Source organism: Flavobacterium sp., from assembly GCF_039930565.1.
Lineage (GTDB): Bacteria > Bacteroidota > Bacteroidia > Flavobacteriales > Flavobacteriaceae > Flavobacterium.
Genome location: NZ_JBDTTP010000003.1, coordinates 22,404 through 38,933, shown reverse-complemented (window position 1 = coordinate 38,933; position 16,530 = coordinate 22,404). Strand labels below are relative to the sequence as shown.

Annotated in this window: 18 protein-coding genes; 7 read left to right on the top strand and 11 right to left on the bottom strand. The window is 33.7% G+C overall.

The features are described from left to right. The first annotated feature begins 89 nt into the window (after positions 1-89). Genes ABI657_RS01785 through ABI657_RS01770 form a run of 4 tightly spaced genes read left to right on the top strand, consistent with a single transcriptional unit; the run spans position 90 to position 4,717 of the window. Positions 90-719: a TetR/AcrR family transcriptional regulator gene (locus tag ABI657_RS01785; protein WP_348095520.1), complete on the top strand. Its 630-nt coding sequence runs from the start codon at positions 90-92 to the stop codon at positions 717-719. Continuing rightward, the gene (locus ABI657_RS01780) at positions 709-2,037 is read left to right on the top strand and encodes a TolC family protein (RefSeq protein WP_348095519.1); all 1,329 of its coding nucleotides are present in this window, start codon (positions 709-711) and stop codon (positions 2,035-2,037) included. Before ABI657_RS01785 ends, ABI657_RS01780 begins: the two co-directional genes overlap by 11 nt. A gap of 12 nt (positions 2,038-2,049) precedes the next feature. After that, complete coding sequence (locus ABI657_RS01775; RefSeq protein ID WP_348095518.1) at positions 2,050-3,129, top strand: HlyD family secretion protein; 1,080 nt, start codon at positions 2,050-2,052, stop codon at positions 3,127-3,129. 1 nt (position 3,130) lies between these two features. After that, entirely contained in the window at positions 3,131-4,717 is a 1,587-nt protein-coding gene (locus tag ABI657_RS01770; protein WP_348095517.1) for an MDR family MFS transporter, read from the top strand. Between the two features lie 71 nt (positions 4,718-4,788). On the opposite strand, the gene ABI657_RS01765 is transcribed toward ABI657_RS01770, so the two are convergent. Together ABI657_RS01765 and yaaA are read right to left on the bottom strand one after the other, a co-directional pair. After that, entirely contained in the window at positions 4,789-5,166 is a 378-nt protein-coding gene (locus tag ABI657_RS01765) for a hypothetical protein (RefSeq protein WP_348095516.1), read from the bottom strand. 77 nt (positions 5,167-5,243) lie between these two features. Further along, entirely contained in the window at positions 5,244-6,002 is a 759-nt protein-coding gene (yaaA, locus tag ABI657_RS01760) for a peroxide stress protein YaaA (protein WP_348095515.1), read from the bottom strand. 330 nt (positions 6,003-6,332) lie between these two features. Between yaaA and ABI657_RS01755 the strand changes: the two genes are divergently transcribed. Together ABI657_RS01755 and ABI657_RS01750 are read left to right on the top strand one after the other, a co-directional pair. Next, entirely contained in the window at positions 6,333-7,763 is a 1,431-nt protein-coding gene (locus ABI657_RS01755; RefSeq protein WP_348095514.1) for an HD domain-containing protein, read from the top strand. 358 nt (positions 7,764-8,121) lie between these two features. Next, on the top strand, positions 8,122-9,147 hold the full coding sequence (locus ABI657_RS01750; RefSeq protein WP_348095513.1) for a COX15/CtaA family protein: 1,026 nt from the start codon (positions 8,122-8,124) through the stop codon (positions 9,145-9,147). On the opposite strand, the gene ABI657_RS01745 is transcribed toward ABI657_RS01750, so the two are convergent. The 9 genes from ABI657_RS01745 to ABI657_RS01705 form a co-directional block, all read right to left on the bottom strand. Continuing rightward, on the bottom strand, positions 9,128-9,895 hold the full coding sequence (locus ABI657_RS01745; RefSeq protein ID WP_348095512.1) for a LytTR family DNA-binding domain-containing protein: 768 nt from the start codon (positions 9,893-9,895) through the stop codon (positions 9,128-9,130). The two genes, ABI657_RS01750 and ABI657_RS01745, sit on opposite strands and share 20 nt — an antisense overlap. Positions 9,896-9,932: 37 nt before the next feature. After that, on the bottom strand, positions 9,933-10,298 hold the full coding sequence (locus ABI657_RS01740; RefSeq protein ID WP_348095511.1) for a 2TM domain-containing protein: 366 nt from the start codon (positions 10,296-10,298) through the stop codon (positions 9,933-9,935). 16 nt (positions 10,299-10,314) lie between these two features. Continuing rightward, positions 10,315-10,620 carry a 2TM domain-containing protein gene (locus ABI657_RS01735; protein WP_348095510.1) on the bottom strand — a complete coding sequence of 102 codons (306 nt, stop codon included), beginning with the start codon at positions 10,618-10,620 and terminating at the stop codon, positions 10,315-10,317. A gap of 2 nt (positions 10,621-10,622) precedes the next feature. Beyond that, positions 10,623-10,955 carry a 2TM domain-containing protein gene (locus ABI657_RS01730; RefSeq protein WP_348095509.1) on the bottom strand — a complete coding sequence of 111 codons (333 nt, stop codon included), beginning with the start codon at positions 10,953-10,955 and terminating at the stop codon, positions 10,623-10,625. Then, positions 10,939-11,259: a 2TM domain-containing protein gene (locus ABI657_RS01725; protein ID WP_348095508.1), complete on the bottom strand. Its 321-nt coding sequence runs from the start codon at positions 11,257-11,259 to the stop codon at positions 10,939-10,941. Before ABI657_RS01725 ends, ABI657_RS01730 begins: the two co-directional genes overlap by 17 nt. After that, on the bottom strand, positions 11,259-11,561 hold the full coding sequence (locus tag ABI657_RS01720; protein WP_348095507.1) for a 2TM domain-containing protein: 303 nt from the start codon (positions 11,559-11,561) through the stop codon (positions 11,259-11,261). The genes ABI657_RS01725 and ABI657_RS01720 overlap by 1 nt, the downstream gene beginning before the upstream one ends. A gap of 1 nt (position 11,562) precedes the next feature. Then, positions 11,563-12,921 (bottom strand): 2TM domain-containing protein, encoded by a 1,359-nt coding sequence (locus tag ABI657_RS01715; RefSeq protein ID WP_348095506.1) that lies wholly within the window; start codon positions 12,919-12,921, stop codon positions 11,563-11,565. Between the two features lie 21 nt (positions 12,922-12,942). After that, positions 12,943-13,566, bottom strand: a complete 624-nt coding sequence (locus tag ABI657_RS01710; protein WP_348095505.1) for a hypothetical protein — start codon at positions 13,564-13,566, stop codon at positions 12,943-12,945. A gap of 206 nt (positions 13,567-13,772) precedes the next feature. After that, complete coding sequence (locus ABI657_RS01705) at positions 13,773-15,932, bottom strand: TonB-dependent receptor (RefSeq protein WP_348095504.1); 2,160 nt, start codon at positions 15,930-15,932, stop codon at positions 13,773-13,775. Positions 15,933-16,072: 140 nt separating this feature from the next. Between ABI657_RS01705 and ABI657_RS01700 the strand changes: the two genes are divergently transcribed. Then, positions 16,073-16,456 carry a DinB family protein gene (locus ABI657_RS01700; RefSeq protein ID WP_348095503.1) on the top strand — a complete coding sequence of 128 codons (384 nt, stop codon included), beginning with the start codon at positions 16,073-16,075 and terminating at the stop codon, positions 16,454-16,456. Positions 16,457-16,530 lie beyond the last annotated feature (74 nt).

Genomic DNA, 16,530 nt, shown 5'->3' with positions numbered 1-16,530 from the left:
GTTTTCTGTTAATATTATGTTAAACAAAAATTAAACAACTGTTTAATTTAAACACTTGTTTAATTTTGTATCCGATTAGAAACACTATCATGTCAAACATTGAATTAAACGACAAAAAGATTCAGATTCTTGAAGTAGCTGAAAGGCTTTTTTCTGAAAAAGGATTTGAAGGAACGTCAATACGGGATATCTCAAAACATGCAAAAATTAATATTGCCATGGTTTCGTATTATTTTGGTTCAAAAGAAAAACTTCTTGAAGCTTTGATTCTTTACAAAACTTCGGATTTAAAATTACAACTCGAAAATTTATTGCAGGAAAGTTTGAATCCATTGGATAAAGTCAATAAATTAATCGAAATATACATTAACAGAATCAATTGTAATAAAGGAATTTTCAGGATTTTACATTTTGAATTTACTTCCAAAAAAAAGGAACAAACCCTTAAAGCTTTTACTGAGCTAAAAAAAGGAAATCTAAAATCGCTTGAAAGTATTATTCAGGAAGGTCAGTCAAAAGGTGTTTTCAGAAAAGATGTTATTATCCCACTCATAACACCGACAATATTAGGAACCTTTTTTCATTTTCATATGAACAAAACTTTCTTTCAGGATCTTTTGCATTTAAATACTGAAGTATTATATAACGATTACATTACTACCAGTCTTACAAAGCACATTCAACAAACTATAAAAGCGCTACTTGTTTATGAAAATTAATCCATTATTGCTCTTTGGTATCTTCTTCATCGGAATATCATCAGTAGAAGCACAAGAAAAAATAAGTTTAACTTTAGACGAAGCCGTTAAAATGGCCTGGGAAAAAAGCAACGAAGTTTCGCTTGCCAATACTAAAGTGAATACGAAAAAATATGAATTACAGGAGGTTAAAAATAACCAATATCCGGATTTAAAAATTTCAGGACAATATCAAAGACTGACAAGAGCATCCATTGACATGCACAATAATAATGATCAGGCAAGTGCAGAACCAATGGCATCTCCGGATCGTGCGATGATTGGAATGGCCAATCTTAGCTTACCACTATTTGCAGGATTTAAAATCCAAAACAGCATCAAGGCTTCTGATAATTTATATGAAGCTGAAAGTGCTTATGCCGCCAAAACAAAAGAAGATATTGCGCTACGCGTAATTACCTATTACACAGCTTTATACAAAGCACAAAAAACATTAGAACTCCTAAATGAAAATCAAAAGCAGGCCAGGCAGCGTGTTACTGATTTTACAGAATTAGAGACAAACGGCATTATCCCAAGAAATGATTTGTTGAAATCGCAGTTACTGGTTTCTAAAACGCAATTATCTATTGATGAAGCTAATAACAACATCAACAACATTAATTTTTACCTGACTACTTTATTAAAATTAGATCCCAGTGTAAAACTTCAGGTTAATGAAGCTGATTTCTTTAACTTGAAAACAAGCAATGTCCCAACTTCAGATGTATCGGCATTAGAGAATAGAAAAGATTTGGAAGCTATTCGCTTTCAGCAAAAGGCGAGTGAAGCTAATATAAAAATAGCAAAATCTGGTTACTATCCTACTCTTGCACTATTGGGCGGTTACACCGCATTAGATTTAAAAGATTTTATTACCGTAAAATATGCCATGAATTTTGGAGTTGGTTTATCATATGATATATCAGCCTTTTACAAAAACGGCGCACATGTAAAACAAGCTGAAAGCAGGGCTTTAGAAGCAACAAACACAGAAGCAATTATGACAGACCGCATCAAAATTGAAGTCCAAAAATCTATTGAAGATTATGATCTGGCTATCAATCAAAGTGTGGTTTACGATGAAGCACTTCAGCAGGCAAATGAAAACTACAGATTAGTAAAGGACAAATTTGATAATGGTTTATCAGACACGAACGATTTGGTTGAAGCTGATGTTGAAAATCTTAGTGCCAAAATCAATACCGCTGTTTCAAAAGCAAATATTATTCAAAAATATTACGAACTACTTTCAGTATCAGGACAATTATCACAATCATTCAATCTTTCTAAAATATAATCGATAGCTCTCATGGAAAAGAAAAAGACAAATAAAAAATTCATCATCATATTAACTGTTTTGATTTTAGTGGGCGGAACTTACGGAATATCAAAATACATGCATTCCTTATCTCACGAAGAAACGGATGATGCCCAAATCGAGAAAAAAATGAATCCTATTATTCCGAGAGTATCCGGATATATTAGTAAAGTATATGTAAAAGATAATGATTTTGTGAAAAAGGGAGATACTTTGTTCACGATTGACAAAAGAGATTATCAGTTAAAAATTGATGAGGCAAACGCTACTTTATTAGGTTCTGAAGGGCAGTACGAAGCTGCTAAAGCTGATATAGGAAGTGCATATGCAAGTGTTTCTGTTTCTGACGCTAATATGAGATCTGCAAGCGGATCTATCGAAAGTGCAAAAATCAGATTAAGACAATTGACAAACGATTACAACCGTTACAGCAATTTGTACAAAACACATACCATTACAAAACAACAATTTGAGCAGGCTCAAACTGCGAAAGACGAAGCTGAAAACCAAGTACGTGTTCTAGAGCAGCAACAAAGAGCAAGTTCTTACCAAAAATCGGTAATTCAATCTAAATCCAAAGCTTCTGACAAACAGACTGAAGTTGCAGCTGCTAACATCAAAAGAGCCAAAACAATGCTGGATGTAGCGAAACTAAATCTTACCTATACTGTCGTAACCGCTGCAATTGACGGTCAGGTTTCTAAAGTGGATATTCAGCCTGGACAATTGGTACAGCCGGGACAGTCTTTGTTTTATATCATCAATAATACTGAAGCCTGGGTTGTGGCTAACTTTAAGGAAACACAATTAAATAAAATGGTCGTGGGTCAGAAAGTGAGTTTAAAAGTAGATGCTTATCCAAACTATGAGTTTAAAGGGACCTTAACTTCATTCTCTCCTGCTACTGGATCTCGTTTTTCATTATTACCTCCTGACAATGCCACAGGTAATTTTGTAAAAACTATTCAAAGATTGCCGGTAAAAATTAGCCTGGATGACTCAAACGATCCTAAAAAAGTAGCCTTATTGCGTCCGGGAATGAATGTTGATGTAGATGTACATTTAAAATAAGATGACAGCAGTACAAGGAGAAGACGATTTAGTAGAATACGGTTACAGACGTGTCATTATCACGATTACAGCAGTACTTTGTGCTTTGCTGGAAATTGTAGATACTACAATTGTAAACGTAGCACTAACGCATATGCGAGGAAGCCTTGGGGCTACCCTGACAGATGTGGCGTGGGTTATTACAGCATATGCCATTGCAAATGTTATTGTAATTCCGATGACCAGCTGGCTTTCCCAGCAATTTGGACGACGTAATTATTTTGTGGCTTCCATAATTATTTTTACCGTATGTTCTTTTTTATGCGGTAACGCCACTAATATTTGGGAACTGGTAGCTTTCAGGTTTGTGCAGGGTATGGGCGGAGGTGCGCTTCTGGTTACAGCCCAAACAATTATTACTGAGAGTTATCCGGTTGCAAAACGTGGAATGGCACAGGCAATTTATGGAATGGGTGTAATTGTAGGACCAACTTTAGGACCACCATTGGGAGGATATTTGGTAGATACTTACTCTTGGCCGTACATCTTTTACATTAATATTCCACTAGGAATTATTGCCACTATTTTAGCAATAAGTTTTGTGAGAAGCCCTAAATATGGAGAAAAATTAAAAGCCAATCAGGTTGACTGGTGGGGAATTTTTTTACTAACCTCGTTTATCGGATCGTTACAATTTGTGTTAGAACACGGACAACAGGATGACTGGTTTAACGATTCGCTAATTGTGCTCTTAAGTGTTATCTCAGTTCTTGGTTTGGTATTATTTATTTGGAGAGAACTTACCTATAAGCACCCAATTGTAAATTTAAGTGTTCTAAAAGATGGAAATCTTAGGATAGGAACGATCATGTGTTTTATTCTTGGTTTTGGTTTATATGGTTCCACACTAATTATTCCGATTTATACGCAGTCAATTTTAGGCTGGACCGCTATGGATGCCGGATTATTATTAATTCCAGGTTCTATTACAACCGCTTTTATGATGCCTATTGTAGGGAATATGATTCAGAAAGGAGTACCCCAAGCTTATATGGTGGGAGTTGGATTTTTAGTATTCTTCTTCTTTACTTTTATGATGCAGACACGTATGACGGCTGATACTGGTGTAGAACATATGTTTTGGCCTTTGATTTTAAGAGGAGTTGGTTTAGGTTTGCTTTTCGTGCCTATCACAACACTTTCTCTTTCAACTTTAAAAGGGAAACATATTGGAGAAGGAGCCGCTTTTACAGGAATGATGAGACAACTGGGAGGATCTTTTGGTATTGCCATTATCACGACTTTTATAACGCGTTTCAGTCAGGAACACCGCGTAAACTTATTGACGAATTTAGACCCTGCCAAATACGAAGTCCAGCAGCGCCTTTTAGGAATGCAGAAAGCTTTTATGTCAAAAGGATATAGTGCTGAAGTTGCCCTTAAAAAAGCCTATCAGGCTATCGATTATGCAGTTTTAAAACAGAGTACTGTATTGTCCTATGTAGACATTTTTATGTATTTGGGAATTATGTTCTTATGCTGTATTCCAATTATCTTTTTTATCAAAAGAGGTAAAAACAAGATTAATCCTGCCGATGCAATGCATTAATAATAATTTATTTATAATACGAAAGCCGAGTCAATTTCCTGTGACTCGGCTTTTTATTTTCAACTTTTAAATCACTTTTTTTCTTCAATGATTTTATATCTTTTATCCTCTATAAACATTTCTTTAGGTTTCATTCCGTCTGGGAAATCAAAGATTACAGTACGAGTAATTTCTCTTTGAGGTTTAATTTTAGTATTGCTGTTTACAAAATATCCTTGAAAACCATAAAATCTGTACAAACTGTCTTGTCCTGTCGAAATATAAACATCATCAAAGTTGAATAAGCAGTTTTTTGTTCCTTCATTCTTCATACTAATTTTAAGTTTTACAAACTTCATTCCTTCAATTGCTGCAATCGGAGTTAAACCATAAGGCCCGTTTGGGGTTCCTGGAATCATATAATCTTCATAAACTTTATTGTCAAACCATCCACATTGTTTTCCTGACAATAAGAAAACGAAAAGTAAAAGAATAGTAAAAAAATGATTTCATTAAAGATATTTATTGAAGTTAATTAGAAGAAAATCTATCTCGTAAAAACCAAATGATTTCCTTTTGAAAGATTGGCATCAAACTGATATCCGTCGTAATTGAAACCTTTCAAATCATCAATAGTTTCAGCATTCGTATCAATGATATAACGTACCATCATGCCCCTCGCCTTTTTTGCAAAGAAACTGATCATTTTTAATTTTCCATCTTTATAATCTTTAAAGTCCGGAGTAATTACAGGAACTTTTAAAGCTTTTACATCAACCGCAGAAAAATATTCATTGCTCGCTAAGTTCACGAACAACTCCCCTTTTTTCAATTCTTTGTTTAGAGCTTTAGTCACTGTGGGTTTCCAAAATTCATGCAAATTCTTATATTCTCCAACTGGCAATTTCGTTCCCATTTCCAAGCGGTAGGCCTGCATTAAATCCAACGGTTTCAAAATCCCGTAAAGACCGGATAAAATTCGGAGTTTATCTTGCAAAGCTTTTACTTTTTCAACTGGAATTGTATAAGCATCCAAACCCGTATAAACATCCCCATCAAAAGTATAAACCGCCGGACGTGCATTTTTTGTAGTAAAAGGTGTTTTCCATTTTTGATTGCGTTCCCAGTTTAAATCAGATAATTTCTCAGAAATCGACATTAGTTCTGATAATTCAGAAGGCTTTTTAGGTTTTAAAACTTTATGAACCTGACGCGCTTCTTTTATAAATGAAGGTTGAGTATATTGATCAGTAGGTAATTCTTTTTCGAAATTCAGTGACTTTGCAGGAGATATAACAATTTTCATTTGTATGTTTTTGTATGACTCAAAAATACAAATTGAAATTTTAAAAAACAGCTATGCGAATTGATTTATTCGAGAGTCTTATAATTAGTTTTTTTTACCACAAATTACACAAATTTTCGCAAATTTCTATTTTTAAACTTTAACATAATTTGTGAAAATTTGTGCAATTTGTGGTTCTCCTTTTCTATTTAAAAAAATTCAATACTTAATATTTTGGATTTCTTTAAAAAAGTGAGCTATAGATTATAAAAGGCATTTTCTATGTTGTAAATTTGCACATGTTTCAATCTCTTCGAAAAGTGAAACATTTATTAAAAAATTACTGAATTCGTGGCTATACATACAAACTATAAAACAGCTTTACAACATAAAATCTTCGGAATAATTTCGCAGGCATCTCAGGAACTCAACGTTGAAAGTTACGTTATTGGAGGTTTTGTTCGTGATTTGCTTTTAAATCGTGGTACTAAAAAAGACATTGATGTTGTGGCTGTTGGAAGCGGAATCGAATTGGCTTTAAAAGTTTCGCAGCTTCTTCCTAAAAACCCGAAAGTACAGGTTTTTAAAACCTACGGAACTGCAATGTTACGTTTCGAAGATACTGATATTGAATTTGTTGGAGCCCGAAAAGAATCCTATAATTTTGAAAGCCGAAATCCTCTTGTAGAAAACGGAACTTTGGAAGATGACCAAAATCGTCGGGATTTTACCATTAATGCTTTAGCTTTATCGTTAAACGAAAAGACATTCGGAAATCTTTCTGATCCTTTTAACGGATTAGCAGATCTTGAAAACAAAATCATCAAAACACCTTTGGATCCGAGTATCACTTATTCTGACGATCCTTTGCGAATGCTTCGTGCAATACGTTTTGCGAATCAATTGGGTTTTGAAATCGAAAAAAACTCTCTTGATGCTATAACAAAAAATGCTGAAAGAATTAAAATTATTTCAGGAGAACGAATTGTTGATGAACTGAACAAAATTCTTTCAACAGACAAGCCTTCTGTTGGATTTTTACTTTTATACCAAACAGGGCTTTTAGATATTATTTTACCTGAATTAACCGCTTTGAATCAGGTAGAAGAAATTGAAGGTCATACACATAAAAACAATTTTTATCACACGCTGGAAGTTGTGGATAATATTTGCCCTAATACAGATGATGTCTGGTTACGCTGGTCGGCTTTATTGCATGATATTGGAAAAGCGCCAACCAAACGTTTTAATAAAAAACAAGGCTGGACTTTTCACGGACACGAATTCTTAGGCGGAAAAATGGCTAAAAAGATATTCGAACGTTTGCACATGCCATTGAATCACAAAATGAAATTTGTGCAAAAAATGGTCATTATGAGTTCACGTCCCATTGTATTGGCGCAGGATATTGTGACTGACAGCGCTGTACGACGTTTGGTTTTTGATGCTGGCGAGGATGTAGAAAATTTAATGACTTTATGCGAAGCGGATATTACAACCAAGAATCCATCGAAGTTTAAAAAATACCATAAAAATTTTGAAATCGTCCGTCAGAAAATTGTTGAAGTGGAGGAACGCGATCATGTTCGGAAATTTCAACCGCCAATTTCAGGCGAGGAAATTATGGAAATGTTCGATTTGAAACCTTCCCGTGAAATTGGCGTTTTAAAAGAAGCTGTAAAAGAAGCTATTTTAGAAGGTGATATTCCTAATGAATATCAGGCGGCTTATGATTTTATAATAAAACGAGCAGAAAAACTAAACTTAATACCAAAAAAATAATGGATGTTTTGGGTGCAGTTTTTCTTTTTTTACTTTTAACGATAATTATATATCCTAACTATCGCTTTTTAAAAAAAGTAACATCTATTAAAAATAAGCGAGCTAAATATAGATTAATTTATTTTTTGATGAGTGTTATTTTACCATGCATAATAATTTTCTTACTAGCAGCGTTTACAACGAGCCCATTTATAATTAATCAATTAGGTGTAAATATTGATAATAACACATATACTTCCAGGATTATTTTTGGCTCCATAATATTTCCTCTCAGTATTTTAATAAATCTATTTTTCCTGAAATTCTATTTAAGAAGAATTTCTAAAATAAAAAACGAAATCGAATTAATCGGAACAGAATGAAAAAACATTTTCCTACAATCGCAAAAACAGCATTAGTTTTAGTTTATTTAGTAATTGTTGCAGGAGCTTTGGTTCGTATGACAGGTTCCGGTATGGGCTGTCCGGACTGGCCGAAATGTTTTGGATATTACATTCCGCCAACTGAATTGAAAGAACTGACCTGGGAACCCAATCGTATTTTTGAAAAAGGACAGGTAATTATAAAAGATGAAACCTTGTTGGTAGCCAAAGACAATTTCACTACTCAGGCTGGTTTTGATGGTTCACATTGGGAAAAATATACTAAACACGATTATGCTATTTTTAATCCGCTGCATACCTGGATTGAATATATCAACAGATTGTTTGGAGCTTTAGCCGGATTGGCCTGTTTTATCATGGCGATTGTCTCTTTTAAATTTTGGAAAGAAAATAAAAAAATAACATTGCTTTCGTGGCTAGTGGTTTTTTTAATGGGTTTTCAGGGATGGTTGGGAGCAAAAGTGGTTTACTCGGTATTAAATCCGATAAAGATAACGGTTCACATGATTATGGCTTTGGTAATTGTTGCCGTAATTTTATATATTATTCAATTAGCAAAACCAAAATTAGCTGCTGTAAAACACAATACAAATTTCAAAAACATTCTCTTATTGTCCCTTTTACTGACTTTAATTCAGATTGCAATTGGAACCCAAGTACGCCAATTTGTAGATGAACAGGTGAAAAATGGTTTAATCGAAAGTATTCTTTGGCTTCAGGATCCTTCCATCACATTTTACATTCACCGGTCCTTCTCTATTTTGGTTCTATTTGTAAATCTTTATCTTTATGTTAGAAATACTAAATTAGCGTTAGGTTTCTCGAAACAAAAATGGGTTCTTTTGTTAATTGGAATTGAAATTCTAACCGGAATAGCTATGGCATATTTTGATTTTCCTTTTGGAAGTCAGGCGATACATTTGGTATTGGCCTCTGTCCTATTTGGAATTCAGTTTTACATGATTTTGGAGGCTAAAAAACCTATCCCAGCCAGCCTTTAAAATCCTGTACTTTCTCGCGGCTTACGATAACCTCATCTTCTTTGTAAGTAGGCAAAATTACTTTTAAGCGGGAATTAGTATACACCTGAATTTCTTTAATTGCCTGAAGCGGCACAATAAATTTTCTGCTTACGCGGAAGAAGTCTTTCATGTCTAATTCCTGTTCCAGAATTTCCAAAGTCGAATCAATTAAATAATTTCGATTATCAAAAGTATGAATGTACGTTCCTTTGTTTTCACTGAAAAAGCATTCGATTTCATCTGAAGTAATAACTTTTAAATGCTGACCAATTTTGACCGTAAAGCGCTTTTTGTAGTTTTTCTCAAAAGGATTTGACAGCATTTTTCTTATCTGTTCAAAATCAAGCTGAAGATTTTGATTCTCAAATGGTGTTTTAGGCAATCTTGCTTTAAATTTAGTAACCGCTACTTCCAGATCATCTTCATCAATAGGTTTTAAAAGATAATCAATACTATTCAGTTTAAAAGCTTTTAAGGCGTATTCATCATATGCGGTAGTAAAAATAATAGCACTTTTAATATCTGTTTTTTCAAAGATTTCAAATGACAAACCATCGGACAGCTGAATATCTAAAAATATCAAATCCGGATGTTCGTTATTTTGAAACCAATGAATGGACTCCTCTACAGAGTGTAACATGGTTTCTACGACAATTTCCAGTTTCTCCAGTTTTCGCTGTAATAATCTTGCTGCCGGTTTTTCGTCTTCTATAATTAATGTGGTCATGTATTAAAATGCAAAATTTAAAAAAATTAATGTAAAATTACTGCCATTTATTTTGATTATCGCTTTTATCCATATATTCCTGAATCTTTTTTTCTTCCCAGTCATGACCAAAGAATATGTCTCTTCCAAAAACAGATAATCCGTGTGCCAGTAAACCGATTCCCCAAAAAATAGCAGTAGAATAGATATGCCACTCTGATAATCCATTTTCATTGAATGAACTTCCAAAAAAGTCCCTATTGAGGTTTGAAATAATGATCAGCACATTGATTATAAGATATATTCTAAGATGTGAATAAAATCCTTTGATTCTTTTTACTTTTTTGTATGCTATGTTGTAGTGGTCATCCGTGCTAAACTTATGTGCATGTTCCTCGTACATTCGTTTTCTAAATTGTCCCATTTTATTATAATTAAAATTATTGCCATTTGTTTTTATTCTCTTTTTCCTTGTCCATCATTTCCTGGATTTTTCTTTCCTCCCAGCCTTTACCTAAAACCGGAAATATATTAAAAACTTTCATACCATGAAATACTACTCCTATTCCCCACCACATTAAGGGCCAATAAAACCATAAATGGTTGGGTGATGTGTACAAATTGATAAAAATTAAAACAATATTTACTACAATAAAAGCAGTTAAATTTCCGTAAAATCCTTTTAATTCCTCAACTTTCTTTTTGGCCAGATAATATTTATCTTCTTCGTTATAATTTATTTCCATGATTACTCCCATTTTTGTTTTTCTGTTTTTTTCTCTAATATGCTTTTTACTTTTCGTTCCTCCCATTCATCTCCAAAAATCTTATGGGTAGCGAATACGTCTATGGCCGAAATTAAGAATACTGTTGTCCAGATACCCATTACAAATCCGTTAATATACTGTATTGGGAAAAAATTAAAAGGAGCTCCAAAATATTCTTTCAATATGTAGACTATAACACCAATGATATACATAAAAGCATGTGAATAAAAAGCCTTTAGTTTTACAACTTTTTTACTGGCTATTTTATACAGTTCATCTTCCTGCAGCAGGTCATTATTAAAGTTTGGCTTCATTATTTCGAATGTTTTTATTATTGTTTTTTTCTAAAATCTCCAATATCTTCCGTTCCTCCCAATCCGCATTAAAAACTGGTGAAATTCCGAAAGCTTGCAATCCATGTATAATTACTCCTGTTACACCGCCCAGCCAGCACCAAATAAACCATAAACATTCTGGTGAAGTCATAAAATTTACAACAATCAGAATTATACTTACCAGGATAAAAACAGTTAAATGTTCGTAAAACATTCTCATTTCTTTTACCTTTTTTCGGGCCTGATGATAACGTTTTGCTTCAAAAAAATCTGACTCCATCATTATTTCAAGATTTGTTTATTGTTTTCTTTTTCCAGAATCTCTCTTATTTTTCGTTCTTCCCAATCCTTATTAAAAACTGGTGAAATCCTAAAAACTTTCAGTCCGTGCATCACAACTCCAAATCCCCAGCCTAATACACACCAAATAAACCATAAATATCCAGGCGAAGTCATAACATTGACAACAATGACTATTGGGTTACAAAGCAGATAGACGGTCAAATGTTCATAAAACTCCCTAATTTCTTTCACTCTCTTTTGTGCCTGATAGTAACGTTCCGCTTCAGTATAACTTGGTTCCATATTATTTCCAGGTTTGTTTATTGTTTTCTTTTTCCAGAATCTCTCTTATTTTTCGTTCTTCCCAATTTGAGCTGTAACCGAAAACCTTAAAAGCATGCATTACAACTCCAAATCCCCATCCAAAAACAGAGAACCAGAACCAATGGAAACCTGGCGAGACCCATAAGTTTATAAAAACCAGAAACGGAATCACACAACAGTATGAAATCAGGTTACCGTAAAAGCCCTTCAATTCTTCTACTCTTTTTTTAGCCCTGAAATAGGCTTTGTTTTCGTCACTATAATCTGCATTTGTTTCCATAACTGTTATTTGTTTGGTTAAAATCGGAATCTTAACTGTGAAATTTTTTTCGTTTTGTTCAATCACCACTTTTCTGTTAGTGATGATTCCGTAACGATTTACTATATTCTGAAGTCCCACTCCCTGCCTGTCCTGTAAAACTTCTTTCTTCTGAAAATCATTCTGAATCGCTAAATAATCGCCGTCAATAAAAATTCGGATATGCAAAGGCTTCTGTTCACTTACAATATTGTGTTTGACTGTGTTTTCAAGTAAAAGCTGTAAAGAGAGCGGAACGACCTTTGCATCCGGATTGATGTTTTCTTTTGGCAATTCGTAAAACAAACTGTTCTCAAAACGCATTTTCAGCAGATTCATATAGGTTTTTGCAAATGATAGTTCATCTTCTACAGAAACCAGTTCTTTGTCTTTTTGTTCTAAAACGTAACGATAAATTTTAGACAAGGAAGTGGTAAAACGCTGTGCATTATCCGGGTTTTCCTCAATCAGAGAACTTAATACATTCAAACTGTTGAAAAGGAAGTGCGGATCGATTTGATTTTTTAAGCTTTCGAATTTAGCATTTGCCGTTCCTGCAATAATCTTTTGTTGTGTAACTTCAAATTTTGATGCCTGTTTCCATTTCACCATGAAGCTTCTGGCCTGCATAAAAGTGGAAACTCCCAATGATAAAATGATATAAAACAGATGTACCCAAACCATTCTTTCGCTGAAAAAATTTTCTAAAGGCAGATTTTGCACAACTACAAAAACAATAAAATTAACACCTAAAACTGCAGGAACAGTATATAAAATTGTGACCAGAATTCCAAAATAAACCCTTAAATTAGTTTGTTCCAGCCAGTCCCATTTTTTATCCAAAAAGACATTGATAAAACCATTTCCAAAACCAAGTCCGAAAGAATAAAGGCAGCTTAACAAAAATGTCAGTAAAACATTCCTAACATTTAAATCGGCACCCAGGAAAGCTGAAAATATTATCGTAAAGATTAAAGAAATCTTGAAACAGACTATTGTTCCACTTTTTAAATCAGAAAATGTATTTCTATAATCTTTCATTATAATCAGCTTAGATTCGTTTTATTTTTTGCAGTTTTTTTGTGCTTCCAACGCCCTTTCTAATCCCCATTTTGGAGAAAAAGAAGTTTCCGGTTTAAAAGTAGCAAAAAGTTCGATAGCTTTATCAACCTCAACACAAAGCGGTTTGGTATCAACACCTGTCCATTTTGCCCCTCCTAACTGATAATCAGCTTCTCCAAAAACGGCTCTCGGATTATTAGGATCTATTGCTTTTGCTTTAGCGTAAGACTCCATTACCTTAGCCGAATATGTCATTCCGTTGGTCATCGGATCAGCAACTACCCAGCCTGTGTAAATTAAGGCCTGTAATACATGTAACTCTGCATTATTTTGATCTTTGATCATTTCAACATCTAAAGCATCCTGTGCTTTTGTCAATAACAATTCGATTTTGGTTTTGTCTTTTTCAGTGAAAGCTGATGTCGTATTGATCAAGGCTACATAATAATTTGGCAGATAACTTGTTTTGTCTGCTGCTGCAATTCTTTCGAACATTGCCGAAGCTTCAGCCGTTTTTCCATCTTTCCAAAGGCCCATGGCTTTTCCCATTCCTTGCTCAAATTGTGTCTGTGCAGCTACTAAACTGCAAATAAATAAAGTGATTGCTGTAATAATTTTGGTCATGATTTCTTGTTTTTAATTATTATTTTTTGATGATTGAAACTCAATTAATTTATACTTCAAAAGTATGTTGGTTTTAGCTGTTTTAAAATTAAATAATACTCAGTTGTCGAATTTGATGACTGAATTGTTTTTTTAGGTTGTGAGATTCTGATTTCATAAGGTGCTAAGTTTTTTCTTAGTAGCTTAGAATCTTAGGAACTCAGAAACTATAAATTTTTCAACTGATTTTCATTTTTGTTTTTACTGATCGTCCAAAAGAAACCTACGAAGAAAAATCTGTCCGCAGTTGGTAAAACGGCTTGTCGTTGGTAAACTCCGTTCCCATCAGGTGTTCTGGCATAATCATATCCAAAAACATTCTGGCTTCCTAATATATTTGAAACAGAGAAATAAAGGATTTTTTGAGTCGTCAATAAATAGGCCCAGTTAAAACTCAGGCTATTGTATGATTTTGTCTTACCGTTCATAAATTGTGTCTGGTTTGGATCATTGTATGGACGTCCTGAACTATAGCTGTTTGTAAAACCTATCTGCGATTTCCAGTCGGTGATGAAATATTTGGTTACAATAGATAAACTATGATTAGCAATAAAATTAGGTGTCGCCATTGTTGGAAAGTTCTTGTATTGACGTTCTGAATCGATGAAAGAATAGGATATCCAATATTCAAGATTTTTGTACAAATTACTGTCTCTCCAAAACAAGTCCAATCCTTTTGCATAACCCGATCCATTGTTATTGAAAACCGAATTATACTGAATATCCTGTGTATCGTATTGCACCAGATTGCGATACTCTTTATAATAGGCTTCGGCCCTGAAGGTTTGTCCCGGTTTAGTAAATTGATAGTTTAAAATATAATGGCTTGCTTTTTCACTTTCAAATTGATGGAATTTTGAATATTTGATGTAATCCACCATAGGCGTCTGAGTAAAATCTCCATAAGCAAAAGAAAACTGACTGCTTTTAGAAATTTTGTAAGCTATAGAAGCCCTTGGAGCAATATTGGTTTCGTCTAATAAACTGTTATTCGAAAATCGTAAACCTACTTTTGCAGCCAGATTTTTCGAAAACAAAATATCGCCTTCCGCATAAAAAGCCCCAATATTGGAATCATAACCGGTTGCAGATTGAACCGAAACATTGTCATTGAAATTTTCATTGAATTTGGTAATAAAATAGTCGGCACCAAAAGATAGTTTGAAATAATCAGAGACATTTTTTCTCAATTTCAATTTTAACTGGGCGGCATTTTCATCATTATCAATATCACTTACGTTAAATTTGATTTTATTTTTGCTGTAGCCATAACTCATTCCAGATGTCAATTGCCAGCCTGTTCCAAAAGTTCCTTTGTAAGACGCATTCAGATAAAAATTATTATTGTTCAAATCGGTTCTGATTTTATCTTCGAAGTTGATATTTTTTTGATTCAGATCAAACTTTGAAGCATCAAAAGCAGCATATAATTTAAAAATTCCATTAGTAAAATGATAACGATAAACTGTTTCTCCGGATAAAGACTGGTACGGCTTATTCCAATCTACATTTTGTGGAATCACAGCCTGATAAGGTGCTAAATTGATGTAAGCTGTGTTGATACTGAATGAACTTTTTTTCCATTTCTGCGTATTTCCTACTCCTAAACCAACAGTCATTAAAGAGATATCTGTTTTGTTCATATCTGGTTCGTCCTGTGTATTCAGCAATAAAACACTTGATAATGCTTCACCATATTCAGCTGAATATCCCCCTGTTGAAAAAGCAATTCCACTGAACAAAAAAGGAGAAAAACGGCCTCTTGTTGGTAAATTATTTGTTGTCGCTCCGTATGGCTGAGCTACCCGAATACCGTCAACAAAAGTCTGGGTTTCGCTGGCTTCTCCCCCCCGAACAAACAAACGCCCGTCTTCACCAACAGTTTGTGTTCCTGGTAAAGTCTGTAAAGCGGCAATGATATTTCCGGCAGAACCGGCAGTAGTTACTATATCTAATGGTTTTAAAACTGAAACTCTTGCTTTATCTCCGGATTCCAATGTTCCGGCAGTAATCACTACAGCGTCAAGTGCATTTACATTTTCTCTTAGTTTTACTATCTGGTCTTTAAAATTGGCAACATCAATTCCTTTTTTAAATGTTTCATAAAGTAAAAAACTCACAACAATAAACTGATTTCCTGTGGAAGTTGTTTCAAACGAAAATTCTCCTGTATCTGAACTTGTTGCTCCATCATAAGTTCCGTCAATATAAATATTAGCGCCAGGAACAGGTTTTCCTTTTTGATCGACCACTTTACCTGAAATTGTACTTTGGGCGAAAGTTACAACTGTGAGTAATAATAAAAATAATGTAAAATTGGTTTTCATAACATTTGGTTTTGATGTAGCAAATGTATTTTAATCATTCTTGTTAAAAAATATATAATAACCCAATTGTAGAATTTTGGGGATGAGTTGTAAAATACTTATTTGTATCTTAGCTTTTGTGATTTTTAAAACTCTTTATTATGTCAGAAAGTAACAGAATTTCAAATTTATACCAATCCATTTATAATGGAAATCCCTGGTTGGAGGTTACCTTAGAAGATACTTTAAAAAATGTAACTGCACAACAGGCATACAATAAAATAAACCCAAATCTAAATACGATTTGGGAGATTGTCAATCATCTTATTCAATGGAGGAGAAATATTTTAAAACGGGTTCAGGGAGAAATAATCATAACTCCTGATCATAATTATTTTGTACCTGTATTAGATCCGTCTGAAGCCGCCTGGGAACAATCACTCCAAAGTTTATCAAAATCACAAGAATCCTGGAATACATTTTTTGAGGATTTTGATGATGCAGATTTCGAAAAGATATACGCCAATAATAATCACACCTTATGAACACATTCACGGTATTATTCAGCATGATGTGTATCATTTAGGACAAATTGTTATTTTAAAAAAGTTACTTTAAA

Bases quoted from the DNA above. Each gene is read 5' to 3' on its own strand.
- ABI657_RS01785 (WP_348095520.1), top strand. From the start codon at position 90: ATGTCAAACATTGAATTAAACGACAAAAAGATTCAGATTCTTGAAGTA.
- ABI657_RS01780 (WP_348095519.1), top strand. From the start codon at position 709: ATGAAAATTAATCCATTATTGCTCTTTGGTATCTTCTTCATCGGAATA.
- ABI657_RS01775 (WP_348095518.1), top strand. From the start codon at position 2,050: ATGGAAAAGAAAAAGACAAATAAAAAATTCATCATCATATTAACTGTT.
- ABI657_RS01770 (WP_348095517.1), top strand. From the start codon at position 3,131: ATGACAGCAGTACAAGGAGAAGACGATTTAGTAGAATACGGTTACAGA.
- yaaA (WP_348095515.1), bottom strand. From the start codon at position 6,002: ATGAAAATTGTTATATCTCCTGCAAAGTCACTGAATTTCGAAAAAGAA.
- ABI657_RS01750 (WP_348095513.1), top strand. From the start codon at position 8,122: ATGAAAAAACATTTTCCTACAATCGCAAAAACAGCATTAGTTTTAGTT.
- ABI657_RS01745 (WP_348095512.1), bottom strand. From the start codon at position 9,895: ATGACCACATTAATTATAGAAGACGAAAAACCGGCAGCAAGATTATTA.
- ABI657_RS01740 (WP_348095511.1), bottom strand. From the start codon at position 10,298: ATGGGACAATTTAGAAAACGAATGTACGAGGAACATGCACATAAGTTT.
- ABI657_RS01735 (WP_348095510.1), bottom strand. From the start codon at position 10,620: ATGGAAATAAATTATAACGAAGAAGATAAATATTATCTGGCCAAAAAG.
- ABI657_RS01730 (WP_348095509.1), bottom strand. From the start codon at position 10,955: ATGAAGCCAAACTTTAATAATGACCTGCTGCAGGAAGATGAACTGTAT.
- ABI657_RS01725 (WP_348095508.1), bottom strand. From the start codon at position 11,259: ATGATGGAGTCAGATTTTTTTGAAGCAAAACGTTATCATCAGGCCCGA.
- ABI657_RS01720 (WP_348095507.1), bottom strand. From the start codon at position 11,561: ATGGAACCAAGTTATACTGAAGCGGAACGTTACTATCAGGCACAAAAG.
- ABI657_RS01715 (WP_348095506.1), bottom strand. From the start codon at position 12,921: ATGAAAGATTATAGAAATACATTTTCTGATTTAAAAAGTGGAACAATA.
- ABI657_RS01710 (WP_348095505.1), bottom strand. From the start codon at position 13,566: ATGACCAAAATTATTACAGCAATCACTTTATTTATTTGCAGTTTAGTA.
- ABI657_RS01705 (WP_348095504.1), bottom strand. From the start codon at position 15,932: ATGAAAACCAATTTTACATTATTTTTATTATTACTCACAGTTGTAACT.
- ABI657_RS01700 (WP_348095503.1), top strand. From the start codon at position 16,073: ATGTCAGAAAGTAACAGAATTTCAAATTTATACCAATCCATTTATAAT.